11 protein-coding genes are annotated in these 14,689 nt (G+C 64.3%); 10 read left to right on the forward strand and 1 reads right to left on the reverse strand.

What is annotated here, in order from left to right; all coding sequences use genetic code 11:
• Positions 1 to 36: 36 nt before the first annotated feature.
• Complete coding sequence (locus MJ205_RS23370) at positions 37 to 3,732, reverse strand: methyltransferase domain-containing protein (RefSeq protein ID WP_239810586.1); 3,696 nt, start codon at positions 3,730 to 3,732, stop codon at positions 37 to 39.
• 81 nt (positions 3,733 to 3,813) lie between these two features.
• Between MJ205_RS23370 and MJ205_RS23375 the strand changes: the two genes are divergently transcribed.
• The 10 genes from MJ205_RS23375 (at position 3,814) to MJ205_RS23420 (ending at position 14,687) form a co-directional block, all read left to right on the forward strand.
• Positions 3,814 to 4,719 (forward strand): glycosyltransferase family 2 protein, encoded by a 906-nt coding sequence (locus tag MJ205_RS23375; RefSeq protein WP_239810587.1) that lies wholly within the window; start codon positions 3,814 to 3,816, stop codon positions 4,717 to 4,719.
• 66 nt (positions 4,720 to 4,785) lie between these two features.
• On the forward strand, positions 4,786 to 5,577 hold the full coding sequence (locus MJ205_RS23380) for a glycosyltransferase family 2 protein (protein WP_239810588.1): 792 nt from the start codon (positions 4,786 to 4,788) through the stop codon (positions 5,575 to 5,577).
• On the forward strand, positions 5,577 to 6,677 hold the full coding sequence (locus MJ205_RS23385) for a glycosyltransferase family 4 protein (protein ID WP_239810589.1): 1,101 nt from the start codon (positions 5,577 to 5,579) through the stop codon (positions 6,675 to 6,677). Before MJ205_RS23380 ends, MJ205_RS23385 begins: the two co-directional genes overlap by 1 nt.
• 73 nt (positions 6,678 to 6,750) lie before the next feature.
• Complete coding sequence (gene argB / locus MJ205_RS23390; protein ID WP_239810590.1) at positions 6,751 to 7,644, forward strand: acetylglutamate kinase; 894 nt, start codon at positions 6,751 to 6,753, stop codon at positions 7,642 to 7,644.
• Positions 7,645 to 7,844: 200 nt separating this feature from the next.
• Positions 7,845 to 8,525 (forward strand): nucleoid occlusion factor SlmA, encoded by a 681-nt coding sequence (slmA, locus tag MJ205_RS23395; RefSeq protein WP_239810591.1) that lies wholly within the window; start codon positions 7,845 to 7,847, stop codon positions 8,523 to 8,525.
• Between the two features lie 168 nt (positions 8,526 to 8,693).
• A complete protein-coding gene (locus MJ205_RS23400; protein WP_239810592.1) occupies positions 8,694 to 9,434 on the forward strand; it encodes a TetR/AcrR family transcriptional regulator in 741 nt (246 codons plus the stop codon).
• 27 nt (positions 9,435 to 9,461) lie between these two features.
• On the forward strand, positions 9,462 to 11,264 hold the full coding sequence (locus MJ205_RS23405; RefSeq protein WP_239810593.1) for an acyl-CoA dehydrogenase C-terminal domain-containing protein: 1,803 nt from the start codon (positions 9,462 to 9,464) through the stop codon (positions 11,262 to 11,264).
• A 39-nt stretch (positions 11,265 to 11,303) separates the two neighbouring features.
• Entirely contained in the window at positions 11,304 to 11,753 is a 450-nt protein-coding gene (locus MJ205_RS23410) for a DUF2147 domain-containing protein (RefSeq protein WP_394680553.1), read from the forward strand.
• Between the two features lie 67 nt (positions 11,754 to 11,820).
• Positions 11,821 to 14,229, forward strand: coding sequence for a 3-hydroxyacyl-CoA dehydrogenase/enoyl-CoA hydratase family protein (locus MJ205_RS23415; RefSeq protein WP_239810594.1), 2,409 nt, complete (start codon positions 11,821 to 11,823; stop codon positions 14,227 to 14,229).
• An 8-nt stretch (positions 14,230 to 14,237) separates the two neighbouring features.
• Complete coding sequence (locus MJ205_RS23420) at positions 14,238 to 14,687, forward strand: endonuclease domain-containing protein (protein ID WP_239810595.1); 450 nt, start codon at positions 14,238 to 14,240, stop codon at positions 14,685 to 14,687.
• Positions 14,688 to 14,689 lie beyond the last annotated feature (2 nt).

The following is a 14,689-nucleotide window of genomic DNA, read 5'->3' on the forward strand; positions in this document are numbered from 1 at the left end:
GGTGCTTGATTTGCAAGCACTATCGGGCCATTTTATTTAATGGGGGGATTGGCGCAGGCCCGTCAGGTAATCGTGTCCGTAGCTCCAGGGCTGCAGGTACTGGGCCTTCAGGTCGACCGCAGCCGCCGGTGCCGGCAGCGGTGGCTGGCCTTCGATGTACTGGCGCTGGCGAATGTCGAGCATCAGTGCCAGCCATTCGTCGGCCGACGTGCTCCAGGGACGCAGCCAGGTCCAGGGGCGGCCAGCCAGGCGCTCGGGGAAGGCGCCGATATCGGGCGCGATCACCGGCACGCCGGCCTGAAGGCAGGCGCTCAAGGTGTAGCTATAGGTCTCGGGCCACAGCGCGGGGAACCAGACCACATCGGGCTGCAGGCGCGCCATCAGTGCGGGCAGGTCGGCATCGTCGTAGGGTCCGTGTATGGTCAGGCTGGCATGGGGCTGGGTGCGCATGCGGCGGTGCGGGTAGCCCAGCAGGTGCAGCTCGACGGGCGCCTGGCTCTTGGCAGCAGCCAGTGCCACCGCTTCCATCACATCGCCTCCCTTGGCCAGGCTGACGCCGCCGAGGATGAAAACGCGCAGATGCGCATGGGGCGCCAGCGGTTGTCCCTTGGGTACGGGCAGCGTCGCTGCATCGGGGATGTCATGGTGGGTGACATAGCGCACCGGCGCATCGGGGAAGTAATGGTGCATGCGCAGCGCGGCATCCTTGCTCGGGGCCAGCACATAGCGCGCCTGGTTCAGGAAAAGGCGGTGCCGCATACGCCAGGCATCGATGTACTCGCCAGTGGGCGCGGGCTCGGCCCCCGAACATTGTGGGCACTGGGCCACACCCAGCGCCGCATAGTGCGCATTGTGCGTGGGCTCCATCAGGTTGATCTGCGGGCAGATGGCGTAGTAATCGTGCGCGGTGAAGTCATAGCGCACGCCCAGCAGCTCGGGCAGGCGCATCACTTCCAGGTTCAGGCCCATCAGGTGGTGAAAGTGGATATGGCTCACGCCCAGCTCGCGCAGTAGCGCTACCAGCGCTTCCGATTGCGTAGGCCAGTGGAACTCCTCATCATAGCCCTCGGCCGCATCCAGCCACTGCAGGCGGATGTAGTTGTCTTCCAGCGGGGTCAGGGCCAGCGATACCGCGCGGTCACGCAGGCTGTGGGCCAGCTCCTTGACATGGCGCAGGGTGCCGCCGCCGGCGTTGTGCAACACCATCAGGATGCGCGGCAGCGGGTGCTGGCGCAGGCGGGCCTTGTCGATGGCATTGCGCGCGGCCTGGGCCGGGTTGGCTTTCAAGTGGGCTTGCACCAGGCTGTCGTAAGCGGGGTGCAGCTGCAGCAGGGTCTGGTAGGCGGCCTGCTCGCGCGGCGTCTTGCTGTCGCCGAAGCTGACGCCGCCGGTGTGCAGCACCACGCTGTCCAGCGCCAGCAGGTGGCGCCAGCCCAGGTCATGGGCGCGCATGCAGAAGTCGTTTTCTTCACCGTAGCCCTTGCCGAAATGCTCCACATCAAACAGGCCGGTCTGGGCCAGGCAGTCGCGGCGGATGTACATGCAAAAGCCGACGCCGGTGGGCACCTCGACCGTCTGCCCGGCATTGGCGCTGGCGGCCAGGTGGTTCAGGCGCAGCAGGTCGGCATCCACGGGCAGCGCATTCTTTTCGCAAAAGCGCGGGTAGCTGCAGATCGTCGCGTTGTTGGACAGCGGCGTGACGCTGCCCACATCTTCTGCGCTGTAGGCCGCCCGGTGCAGGCGGTCCAGCCATTCGTGGGACACCTCCGTGTCGCTGTTGAGCAGCAGCACATCGTGGCTGGGGTTCAGCGCCATGCCCCGGTTGACGGTGGCCACAAAGCCCAGGTTGCTGTCGTTTTCCAGCAGATGCACGCGGCTGTCCTGCTGCGCCAGTTCGCGCAGCCAGGCGGTCAGCTCCGGCTCTGGGCTGGCATCATTGATCACCACCAACTGGCTGTTGGTTTGCGTCGCCGCCTGCAGCACCGACTGCAGACAGCGCTGCGTATCGCCCAAGCCCCGGTACACCGGGACGATGATGTCAACCATGGTCGCGGGCTGGGCTGCTGCCAGCGGGCGCACGGGTTCGGCCAGCGTTTCAGAGGGACTTGCTTCCTCGACCACGATGGCGGGCACCGCCTCATCCTGCGTCTCAGCGCTCACCTCCGCTGCATCGAATGCCTCCACTGCTTGCACAGGCTCGGGCTCGGGCACATGCACGACGGCCGGGGCGGGCGCAGGCCGGCCGCGCAGCCGGGCCTTGGCGCTGGCCAGTTTCTGGCCGACGCGGTAGGCCTCCGAGGCCTCGATATTGCTCAGATGGGTTTGCAGATTGTTGATATGCGTCTGCTGGCCCTGGATGTGCTCCTGCTGCTGGGCAATGGCTTCTTCCAGGTTTTGGCGCTGGTCCTGCATATGGGCCTGCAACTGGCGCAGCTGCGTGTGGGCATCGGCCTGGGCCTGCTGCGCGCGCAACACCTCGGTATCCGCATGGCGGATGCGGGCCTGCAGTTCCTGGGCGCTATCGGCCAGCGCCGCATAGTCGGCGGACATGGGCCAGCCCAGGCTGACTTCGAGCACCGCACCTTCCGTCTGCAAGCAGTCCTGCAGCAGCGCTGGCGCAATCGGCAGGTGCAGGTGCGGGTCGTCGCCGGTCAGCAACAGCAAGGTGCTGCCCGGCGCGGTGGCGGGGGCCGGCTGCCAGCTGATCTGGCTGTGCGGCACTTGAGCCAGCGCTTCGGGCTGTTCTGCCTGCCAGCGCCAGCGCAGCACGCCGCTGGCGTCATACAGGCGCACCGCGTGCAGGTGCAAAAAGCCGGGGCGGTCGGCCGGGTCCCAGCGCAAGCTGGGCTGGGCGCCTTCAAAGCGAGGCAGCGCAAAGCGAATGTTCTGCTGCAGCGCGCCGATCTGGCCCTTGGCAATCAGCTTGTGCGACTCGCTGAACTGGCCGGCATCGGCCCAGTACAGGTTGGTGGTGAAGCTGGCATGTGCGGTGTTGGCCTCGCTCTCGATCGCTAGCAGTGCATGGGCCTGGGCGGCGGCGGCATCGCTGCTGGGGCGGATGCTGCAGATGAACTGGTAGGCCAGCGCATCGGGCTGGGCCAGCAGGTAGCGCATCACCGCGGGTGGCAGGCTGTCGGCGGTGGTGCGGGCAAACTCGGATTCGTCGAGCGGGCGATCGACGGTCTCCAGCGATTGCACGCTCCACTGGCCCTCTTTCATCAGCCGCAGCAGCGACTGGCGCGTGAAAAAGCGCAGATGCGTGCGGTCGAGCAGGCCTTCCTCGCGGTAGCGCAGTTCGCCCTGCATCAGCTCCATGACCAAGCCGCAATAACCGGCATTGGGGATGGAGACCAGGATTTCACCGTTTTCTGCCAGCAGATCACGGCAGTCGGCCAGCAATTGCTCTGGTTGGCGCAGATGCTCAAGGACATCCGCGCAAACGATATAGTCATACTGACGCCGCGTAAAAGCCTCAGCCAGGTTGATCTGTTCCAGATCCGCCACAGCGAGATCGCGATAATACGGCCTGGCGAGCGCGGCCTCTTCGGCACTGAACGTCACCCCATCCAGGATGCAGGCCTTGTGCTGCTGCAGGTACTGGCCCAGCACGCCTGGGCCGCAGCCCAGATCGAGCACACGGGCGCCCGGCTGTATCTTGTTCGCCAGCACGGACAGCGAGCTGCGTTGCTGGAGATCGATGTGGCGGGTGTAGACGTGGTGTTCGCGGGTCATGGATATGGGAATGGATAGGAATTCTGCCGGGATAGGCCTGCACAGGCAGGTGAACAATGAATGACTGACAAGCAAAATCGTGTGGCAATTCTATTGTCTACATTCAATGGCGAACGGTTTCTGCCTGCGCAGCTTGATTCCCTGCTGGCGCAGAGCCATGCAGGTTGCGATATCTGGGTGCGCGACGATGGCTCGAGCGACCAGAGCCTGGCCATTGTCCGGCGCTATGCCAGCATCCATCCGAACATCCATTGCCAGGCAGGGCCAAACCTTGGTTTTGTAGCTAGTTTTTACGAATTATTGCAAAACGTGGGCGCGGGCTATGATTTCTATTTTTTCTGCGACCAGGACGATGTCTGGCTGCCCAGCAAGGTGAGCCGCGCGTTGGCGCTGTTGAACGCCGAGCAGGGCGCGGCACTGTACTGCTCGCGCACCCAGTATGTGGACCGTGAGCTGCAGCCCATCGGCCCCTCGCCCGATTATGACCGCAGCGCCATCGGCTGGGGCAATGCGCTGGTGCAGAACATTGCGACCGGTTGCACGATAGCCCTCAACAGTGCGGCGCGCGAGCGCCTGCTGTCGCAGCGCCCGGGCTTTTGCCTGGCGCACGACTGGTGGGCCTACCTGGTGGTATCGGCCTTTGGCCGGGTGGTGTTCGACAGCGAGAGCCACATCCTCTACCGCCAGCATGGCAGCAACACCATCGGCATGCAAAAGCAGGGCCTGGCCGGCCAATGGGCGCGCGTACAGCGCTTTTGGCGCCGGCTGCGTCAGGCAGGGCCCGGCTGGATCGACCAACTGAGCGAGTTTGACCGGTTGCATGGCACCAGCCTGCCCGATGCCCAACGCCGCCAGCTGCGCATGCTGATCCGCTCGCGCAGCAGCTGGATCACCGCGCTGCGCGCCTCCGTCCAGCACTATTACTGGCGCATGAGTGCAGTCGACACGCTGATCCTGCGCGTGCTGCTCGCGCTGCGTCTGTACTGAGGCGCGCTGTTACACGTGGACGGCGGGCAGATTTCTGGGCTGACCGCTGATGGATAATGCCCGCTGATGTCCGCCAGCCCCACCTCTCCACTCCCGCCCATCGCCTTGTCCGTGGTCAGCCATGGCCATGGCACGATGGTGCAGCAGCTGCTCGATGCCTTGGCTGTGCATGGCGCGGGCGGCGCCGGTGTCAGCCGTGTGGTGCTGACCTTGAACCTGCCCGAGCCTGCGCCCGTGGCGCCTGCCGGCGGCTGGCCCTTTGTGCTGGAGCTGCGCCACAACACGGTGCCGCAAGGTTTTTCCGCCAACCACAATGCCGCCTTGGCTGGCGCGGCCGAGCCATTGGTCTGCGTGCTCAACCCCGATGTGGACCTGCGCGGCGGCAATCCCTTTCCGGCCCTGGTGCGCGCGCTGCAGCGCCAAGGCGTGGGCCTGGCCTACCCGATGCAGGTGGATGAACATGGCCAGCTGCAGGACAGCGAGCGGGAGCTGCCCACCCCCTGGTCCTTGCTGCGCCGCTATGCAGTCAAACGGCGGGAGACCCGCGCCGAGTGGGTCAATGGCGCGATGTGGCTGCTACCTACCGCAGTCTGGCAGGGCATTGGCGGGCTCAATACCGCGTACTTCATGTACTGCGAGGATGTGGAGCTCTGCCTGCGCCTGCGCCTTGCGGGCTGGACCTTGGCGCGCGCGGATTGTGTGGTGGGCCATGCCGGCCAGCGGGCCAGCCACCGCCGGGCCCGCCATGCTTTGTGGCATATTCGCAGCTTGCTGCGGCTGTGGGCCTCGGCAGTTTTCTGGCGCGCCCGGGCCTTGCTCCGGCGTACTCCCACCGCAGCACTCACGATGACCGAATAATGATTTTCCTGGCAGTGGTCGCTTTTCTCTGTACGCTGATTGGCGCGGGTTTCATCGTGCGCCGCATGCGCGGCCACGCCAAACGCTATGGCAAGGATTTGCCTCAGCGCTTCCACGTCGGCCACATTCCGCGCCTGGGCGGTCTGGCCATGTTCAGCAGCCTGGTGCTGACGGTCGGCGTCGCCGGGGTGCAGAACTGGTGGGGCTACTACGGCAATGCATTGCACTGGAACCAGTGGGTGCTCTACTTCTTCATGGCCATGCTGCCCGCCGTGGCGGGCGGCATTGCCGAGGACATGACCCAGCGCATGACCGTGCGCTACCGCCTGATCCTGACCTTGCTGACCGGCTTGCTGGCCGTCTACCTGCTGGGCATGACGGTGCCGCGCATGGGCCTGGTCTGGATGGACGCGGCACTGAGTGCCGCGCCTTGGCTGGGCATGGCACTGGCCGTGCTGGCGATTGCGGGCCTGCCGCATGCCTTCAACATCATCGATGGCTACAACGGGCTGGCCGGCATGGTGGCGGTCATCATCTGCGCGGCGCTCACCCATGTGGCGCTGCAGCTGGGCGACCGGGAGCTGGCCGCCATCCTGGTGATCACCGCAGCGGCCACCCTGGGTTTCATGTTCTGGAACTACCCCATGGGCCAGCTGTTTGCCGGTGATGGCGGCGCCTATGTCTGGGGCATCGTGATCGCCTTTTGCAGCATCACCCTGGTGCAGCGCCACCCCATCGTCTCACCCTGGTTCCCGATGCTGCTGCTCATCTATCCGGTCTGGGAGACGATGTTCTCCATCTACCGCAAGCTCGCGCGGGGGGACTCGCCGGGCATGGCCGATGCGCTGCACCTGCACCAGCTGATCTACCGCCGTATCGTGCGCAGCGTGCTCGATGAAAATGCCGCGCGCCGCATGCTGCGGCGCAATAACCGGACGGCTCCGTATTTGTGGGCGTTCACTTTGCTCACCGTGGTGCCGGCGGTCCTGTTCTGGCGCAACACCTATATCCTGATTGGTTTCTGCGCGCTGTTCTGTGTCTCCTACGTCGCTGCCTATCTGGTGATCGTGCGCTTCAAGCTGCCGGGCTGGATTCGCTGATCAGCAGGCAGGCGGCACTTTGGGGCACAATGCGCGTTTTGCATCTTCTCCGCTGCTGTAAAGGCCTGCAACCATGACGACTCCTTCTCTCTCCATTGCCCCGCGCGACAAGGCTGAAATTCTGGCGCAGGCGCTGCCCTACATCCGCAAGTTCCATGGCAAGACCATGGTCATCAAGTACGGCGGCAATGCGATGACCGACCCCGAACTGCAGGCCGACTTTGCCGAAGACGTGGTGCTGCTCAAGCTCGTGGGCATCAACCCTGTGGTGGTGCATGGTGGCGGCCCGCAGATCGAAAATGCGTTGAAGCGCCTGGGCAAGGAAGGCAAGTTCGTGCAGGGCATGCGCGTGACCGACTCCGAGACCATGGAGGTAGTGGAGTGGGTGCTGGCCGGAGAAGTGCAGCAGGACATCGTGGGCCTGATCAACCAGGCCGGCGGCAAGGCCGTCGGTCTGACCGGCCGTGATGGCGGCCTGATCCGCGCCCAGAAGCTCAAGCTCAAGGACAACAAGGATCCATCGGTCGAACACGATGTGGGCCAGGTCGGCGATATCCTGTCCATTGACCCCAGCGTGGTCAAGGCACTGCAGGACGACGCCTTCATCCCGGTGGTCAGCCCGATCGGTTTTGGCGAGAACAACGAAAGCTACAACATCAATGCCGATGTCGTGGCCAGCAAACTGGCCACGGTGCTGCAGGCGGAAAAGCTGATGCTGCTGACCAACATTCCCGGTGTGCTCGACAAGCAAGGCCAGTTGCTGACCGAGTTGACCTCGCGCCAGATCGATGAGCTGATCGATGACGGCACCATTTCCGGCGGCATGCTGCCCAAACTGGCCGGCGCCATTGATGCCGCCAAGAGCGGTGTCAATGCCGTGCATATTGTCGATGGCCGCGTTCCACACGCGATGCTGCTCGAAATTCTGACCGATACGGCCTACGGAACAATGATTCGTAGTTATTGATACATTTGATTGCGTAATTGAGTTGCGCATCTGGCAATGCACATGATTTTTATCATTTTTCTGCAGTTCTTTTGCAGTAAGATGTTACAGAGGGCCCAGGGTTGCGCTTGCAACCTGTGAGGCGAGTGCCTTACTTTTATCAATAAAAAATACCTGGCGGTGTTGGGAGACTGCGTCGGGTGCAGCCTCATATTCAACGCATGTCTGATCAAGAATCTTCTTTCGCCGCCGACCTTGTCGATGCGTCGCTAGAAGCCGCTAACCCGGCACCTACCCGTAAACGTCCGAAACCCGGAGAGCGTCGAATCCAGATTCTGCAGACGCTGGCAGCCATGTTGGAGCAGCCCGGCGCAGACCGGATCACCACGGCAGCGCTGGCCGCGCAAATGTCGATCAGCGAAGCGGCGCTGTACCGCCACTTCGCCAGCAAGGCCCAGATGTATGAGGGCCTGATCGAGTTCATCGAGCAGTCCGTCTACAGCCTGGCCGTGCAGATCACCGGCCGCGATGTGCCCGACCCCGCCAAGACCGTGGAGCATGGCATTGCCCAGGCCCACCGCGTGGTGGCCATGGTGCTGCAGTTTGGCGAGCGCAACCCTGGCATGGTGCGTGTGATGCTGGGCGATGCGCTGCAGTCCGAAAACCCCCGCCTGCAGCAGCGCATGCAGCAGTTCTTCGAGCGCATCGAGACCACCTTGCGCCAATGCCTGCGCGTGGTACCCGGCGCTGACGCCTCGGCCACGCCGACGGTGGATGCCAATGTGCGCTCCAGCGTTCTGATGTCGTTCCTGATTGGCCGCCTGCAGCGTTTTGCGCGTTCTGATTTCCGGCGCCTGCCCACCGAGCAGCTCGACAGCTGCCTGTCGTTGATGGCGCACTGACGCCGCCTGACTCCATCGCAAAAGCTGCTGAGCCTGCCCGGGCCAGCAGCTTTTTTCATGGCGGGTTTGCGCATGCCGTGGTTTACCCTTGCTTTGCACGGCAGCGGTTGGCAGCACACTGGGTTTGTGCAAGAATCAAAAAAAGAACGACCGTGCTATTTTTGATTTATGACCAAATCCCTTGCCTCTACACCGGCTCCCGCCGAGATGGCCAAGCTGGCCAAAGGCGCCCAGACGCGTGCTGCGATTGTGGACGCCGCCTTGTCCCTGGCCGCGCAAGAGGGGCTCGATGGCCTGTCGCTGGGCATGGTGGCACTGGCGATGGGGATGAGCAAGTCCGGCGTGTTTGCCCATTTTGGCTCGCGTGAGGAATTGCAGTGCTCGGTGGTGCGCGAATACCACGAGCGCTTTGAGCGCGAAATCTTTGTGCCCGCGCTGCAGGTGCCGCGCGGGCTGGCCCGCTTGCTGCACATGGCCACGGGCTGGATGGGCAGCACCGCCCAGCCCAATGACGCCAGCCGCCTCTACGGCAGCCTCTACATCAGCGGCGCGGTCGAGTTCGACGACCGGCCTGGCGATGTGCGCGATGCGCTGTCCGAATCGGTGCGCATCTGGATGGATGCGATGCGCCGGGCGATTGTGCAGTCGCAGACCGAAGGCCAGCTGCGCAGCGATGTGGCGCCCGACCAGGTGCTGTTCGAGCTGCACGGCGTCATCTTGTCGCTGCACTACGAAACCCGTTTTCTACACGGCCCGCTGGCGCTGAAGCATGCCGCCACCGCGCTGCGTAGCGTATTGCTGCGCTATGCAGTCCATCCCGAGCGCGAGGCTGCCTTGATCGATGCCGCGCTCGCCCCCTGCCTGGCGGCGCAGTCCGATGCGGCTGCGCCCGCTTCCGTTTCTGTTTGACCTCGTCATTTTTCCAAAGGACTTTCCATGCCTCAGTACACCCCGCCGCTGCGCGACATGCAGTTCCTCATGCAAGAAGTGCTGGGCCTGCCCGCCCGTTTTGCGCAGCTGCCCGCCTATGCCGACGTCGACAGCGGCACCATGGATGCGATCTTGGAAGAGGCCGGCAAGTTCGCGGTCGAAGTGGTTCAGCCGCTCAACCTGTCTGGCGACGCTGAAGGCTGCACGCGCAACCCGGCCGATTCGAGTGTGACGACGCCCAAGGGTTTCAAAGAGGCCTATGCCAAGTATGTGGAAGGCGGCTGGGCGGCCTTGTCCTGCGACAGCGCCTATGGCGGCCAGGGCCTACCCTTTGTGCTGAACCAGTGCCTGTATGAAATGCTCAACAGCGCCAACCAGGCCTGGGCCATGTACCCCGGCCTGTCGCACGGCGCCTATGAGGCGCTCCATGTGTATGGCTCGGACGAGCAGAAAAAGCTCTACCTGCCCAAGCTCACCAGCGGCGAGTGGACTGGCACCATGTGCCTGACCGAGCCCCATTGCGGCACCGACCTGGGTCTGCTGCGCACCAAGGCCGAGCCCCAGCCCGATGGCAGCTACAAGATCACTGGCAACAAGATCTTCATCAGCGCCGGTGAGCACGACATGACCGACAACATCGTGCACCTGGTGCTGGCACGCCTGCCCGATGCGCCCAAGGGCAGCAAGGGCATCAGCCTGTTCCTGGTACCCAAGTTCCTCGTCAACGCCGATGGCTCGCTGGGGGCGCGCAACCCCATCAGCTGCTCGGGCCTGGAGCACAAGATGGGCATCCATGGCAATGCCACCGCACAGATCGCCATCGATGGCGCCGTGGGCAGCTTGGTGGGCCAGGCCAACAAGGGCCTGCAGGCCATGTTTGTGATGATGAATGCCGCGCGCCTGGGCGTTGCCAACCAGTCGCTGGGCCTGATGGCCGTGGCCTACGAGAATGCACTGGCCTATGCCAAGGACCGGCTGCAGATGCGCAGCCTCTCGGGCACCAAGGCCAAGGACCTGCCGGCCGACCCCATCATCGTGCACCCCGATGTGCGCCGCATGCTGCTGACCGCCAAGGCCTACAGCGAAGGCGGCCGGGCAATGATGATCGCCACCTCGGCACTGGTCGACGAAGAGCTGAACCACCCCGATGAAGCCTTGCGCAAGGCCCATGCCGCGCAGGTCGCCTTGCTCACCCCCATCCTCAAGGCCTTTCTGACCGACAAGGGGTTTGAGGTGACCGTGCTGTGCCAGCAGGTGTTTGGCGGCCATGGCTATATCCACGAAACCGGCATGGAGCAGTTGGTGCGCGATGCGCGCATCAACATGATCTACGAAGGCACGAATGGCATCCAGGCGCTGGACCTGCTGGGCCGCAAGGTGCTGGGCGACCAGGGTGCGGCGCTCAAGGCGCTGGGCAAGCTGGTGCAGGGCCTCGTGGAGGAAGAGGGCGTCAACGAGCGCATGGCCGACTTCATCAACCCGCTGGCGCAGCTGGCTGGCCAGATGACCGGCATCACCACCGAGCTGGGCCTCAAGGCGCTGCAGAACCCTGACGAAGTGGGCGCTGCGGCCACCGACTACCTCTGCGTGATGGGCCACCTGGTGATGGGCTACTGGTGGGCACGCATGGCCCAGACCGCGCTGCGCGCGCTGGCCGAAGGTGACGTGGCCGACAAGAGCTTCTATGAAGGCAAGCTGCAGACCGCGCGCTTTTACTTTGCGCGCCTGTTCCCCGAGGCGGGCCTGCGCGTGCGCACCATGCGCACCGGCAGCAAGCTCTTGATGAACACCGACGCTGCGCTGGCTTGACACCTGCAGTGCTGCCGAAAACGACCCGAGGAGACCGTGATGCAAACCTTGCTGAAACCTGTGCTGATGGTGGCTGGCAGCTTGGCGGTGGCACTGCCAGCGCTGGCTGCGGACATGTCGCCGGTGGGCCTGTGGCGCACCTTTGACGAGAAAAGTGGTGAACCCAAGTCCGAGGTGCGCATCAGCGACAGCGGCGGGGTGCTCAGCGGCAAGGTGGAAAAGCTGCTGCGCAAGGGCGCCGATCCGCAGGCCGTCTGCGACCGCTGCACCGACGACCGCAAGGGCCAGCCGCTGGTGGGGCTAGAGATCATCCGGGGCGCCAAGCAGGCACAAGGCAAGGCGGTCTGGGAGGACGGCAAGATCCTCGACCCCGAAAACGGCAGCACCTACAGCCTCAAGCTCACGCCTGCCGACAACGGCAACAAGCTCGATGTGCGCGGATCTATCGGCCCCTTTGGCCGCACGCAGACCTGGTCGCGCGTCGAATAGGTTTGACTGAAACTGGCTGCCAGCCTGCAATTGAAAAGCGCTGGCGGCTCTCAAAAGTGGAGTAACCATGTCCCGATTTGTGGTGAAAAAAGTGGCGGTGCTCGGCGCCGGGGTGATGGGGGCGCAGATTGCGGCCCACCTCGTCAATGTGCGCGTGCCGGTGGTGCTGTTTGACCTGCCGGCCAAGGAAGGCCCCAAAAGCGCGATTGCCCAGAAGGCGATTGCCAACCTGAAAAAGCTCAAGCCTTCGCCGCTCGGTGTGGCGGCAGAAGCCGATCTGATCACGCCTGCCAACTACGAAGAACACCTGGCGCAGCTCAAGGACTGCGACCTGGTGATCGAGGCGATTGCCGAGCGCATGGACTGGAAGCGCGACCTCTACCACCAGATCGCGCCCTTTGTCGCGCCCCATGCGATCCTGGCCTCCAACACCTCGGGACTGTCGATCACGGCGCTGTCCGAGGCGCTGCCCGAGCAGCTGCGCCACCGCTTCTGCGGCATCCACTTCTTCAACCCACCGCGCTATATGCAGCTGGTGGAGCTGATCCCGACCGCAGCGACCGAGCCCCAGGTGCTCGACCAGCTCGAAAGCTTTGCCACCAGCCAGCTGGGTAAGGGCGTCGTCCGCGCCAAGGACACGCCCAACTTCGTTGCCAACCGTGTCGGCGTGGCCGGCATGCTGTCCACCATGGCCGAGGCCGAGCGCTTTGGCCTGAGCTACGACGTCGTCGACGACCTGACCGGCAAGAAGCTCGGCCGTGCCAGTTCGGGCACCTTCCGCACTGCCGATGTGGTGGGCCTGGACACCCTGGCCCATGTCATCGCTACGATGCAGACCCAGCTGACCGCGCAGAGCGACTCGTTCTACGCCAGCTACAGCACGCCGGCGGTGTTGACCAAGCTGATCGCCGATGGCGCGCTGGGCCAGAAGACCAAGGCGGGTTTTTACCGCAAGACCAAGATGGGTATCGAGCGCTTTGACCCCGAGCACCAGGCCTATGTGCCCTCGGGCGAAAAGGGCAATGATGTCTATACCCGCATGCTCAAAAAGCCCGCCAGCGAGCGCCTGCAATTGCTGCGCAACAGCGAAGGCGCGCAAGGCCAGTTCCTCTGGGCCATCTTGCGCAACAGCTTCCACTACGCCGCCGTGCACCTGAAGGGCATTGCCGACAATGCCCGCGATGTGGATCTGGCTATGCGCTGGGGCTTTGGCATGCAGCAAGGCCCCTTCGAGCTGTGGCAAGAGGCCGGCTGGCTGCAGGTGGCCAAGATGGTGCAGGAAGACATTGACGCGGGCAAGGCGCTCAGCACCGAGCCGCTGCCGCAGTGGGTGTTTGAAGGCCCCGTCGCGCAGGCTGGCGGCGTGCATACCGCGCAGGGCTCCTGGAGCGCGGCCGAGAACCGCTTTGTGCCGCGCCGCGATCTGCCGGTGTATGCGCGCCAGCTCTTCCCCGAACGCGTGCTCGGCGAGGCCAGCGAACCCGTGCAGGACTGGCGCACGGCAGGCCGTACCCTGGCCGAGAGCAAGGCCTCGCGCAGCTGGACCCTGGATGACCAGGTGCTGGTCTTCAGCATCAAGACCAAGATGCACGCCATCAGCCCCGATGTGATGGAAGACCTGCAGGCCGCGCTGGCGCTGGCCGAGAAGGAATTTGACGCCATGGTCATCTGGTCGGGTGATGCGCCATTCAGCGTGGGCGCCGATCTGCAGGCGATGATGCCGGCCTTTGCGCTGCAAGGCCCGATGGCCATCGACCAGATCGAGCAGGTGATGCAACAGCTCTTCCTGTCGGTGCGCTATGCGCAGATCCCCGTGGTGGGCGCTGTGCATGGCATGGCATTGGGCGGCGGCTGCGAGCTGCTGCTGCACTGCGCACGCCGCGTGGCCCATATGGAGAGCTACATCGGCCTGGTCGAAATGGGCGTGGGCCTGGTGCCCGGCGCCGGCGGCCTCACCAATGTGGCCTACCAGGCGGCGCGCCATGCGCAGTACTCCACCGGCACGGATCTGCTGCCCTTCCTGGCGAACGGCTTTACCGCAGCGGCCAAGGCCACCGTGGGCACCAGCGCGCTGGAGTCGCAGGCCATTGGCTACTTGCAGGCCGATGATGTCATCGTGCCGCACCGCGACGAGCTGCTGTTTGTAGCGCTGACGCAGGCCAAGGCCATGGCACAGTCGGGCTGGCGCCCACCGCAGCGCAAGCCTTTTCCGGTGGCCGGCCGCAGTGGCGCAGCCACCTTGCGCAGCACCCTGGTCAACATGCGCGAAGGCGGCTTCATCAGCGAGCACGACATGCTGATTGCCAGCCACATGGCGGATGTGGTCTGCGGCGGCGACGTGGATGCCGGCACCCTGGTGAACGAGGAATACCTGATGGCGCTGGAGCGCAAGGCCTTTACCGACCTGATCGTGAAGGAAAAAACCCAGGAGCGCATTCTGGGCATGCTGAACACCGGCAAGCCCGTCCGCAATTAAGGCCCAGCATGCATAACAACGCCCTGCTCTCCAACCCCCCCTCCCGCAAGCGGGAGAGGGCAGGGGTGAGGGCGGATGTCAGGCTGCAGCAGGCCCGCGCCCTGCGCCAATCCCCCACCACGGCAGAACAACTGTTATGGCGCCACCTGCGCAACCGCCAGCTGGCGGGTTCCAAGTTCCGCAGACAGCATCCTCTGGATCCTTACATCCTGGATTTTGTCTGTCTGGCGCAGGGGCTGGTGGTTGAGGTGGATGGCGGCCAGCATGCGGATCTGCAGGCGCAAGGCTATGACCGGCAGCGCACGGTGTGGTTGCGGCAGCAAGGCTTGCGGGTTCTGCGGTTTTGGAACCACGAGGTTGTTCAACAAACGAATGAGGTGCTTGCGCATGTGCTGCAGGCCCTCACCCCGGCCCTCTCCCGCTTGCGGGAGAGGGAGGTGAATACAGAGGACGAGTGACC

Source organism: Comamonas sp. B21-038 (assembly GCF_022387135.1).
Lineage (GTDB): Bacteria > Pseudomonadota > Gammaproteobacteria > Burkholderiales > Burkholderiaceae_C > Comamonas > Comamonas sediminis.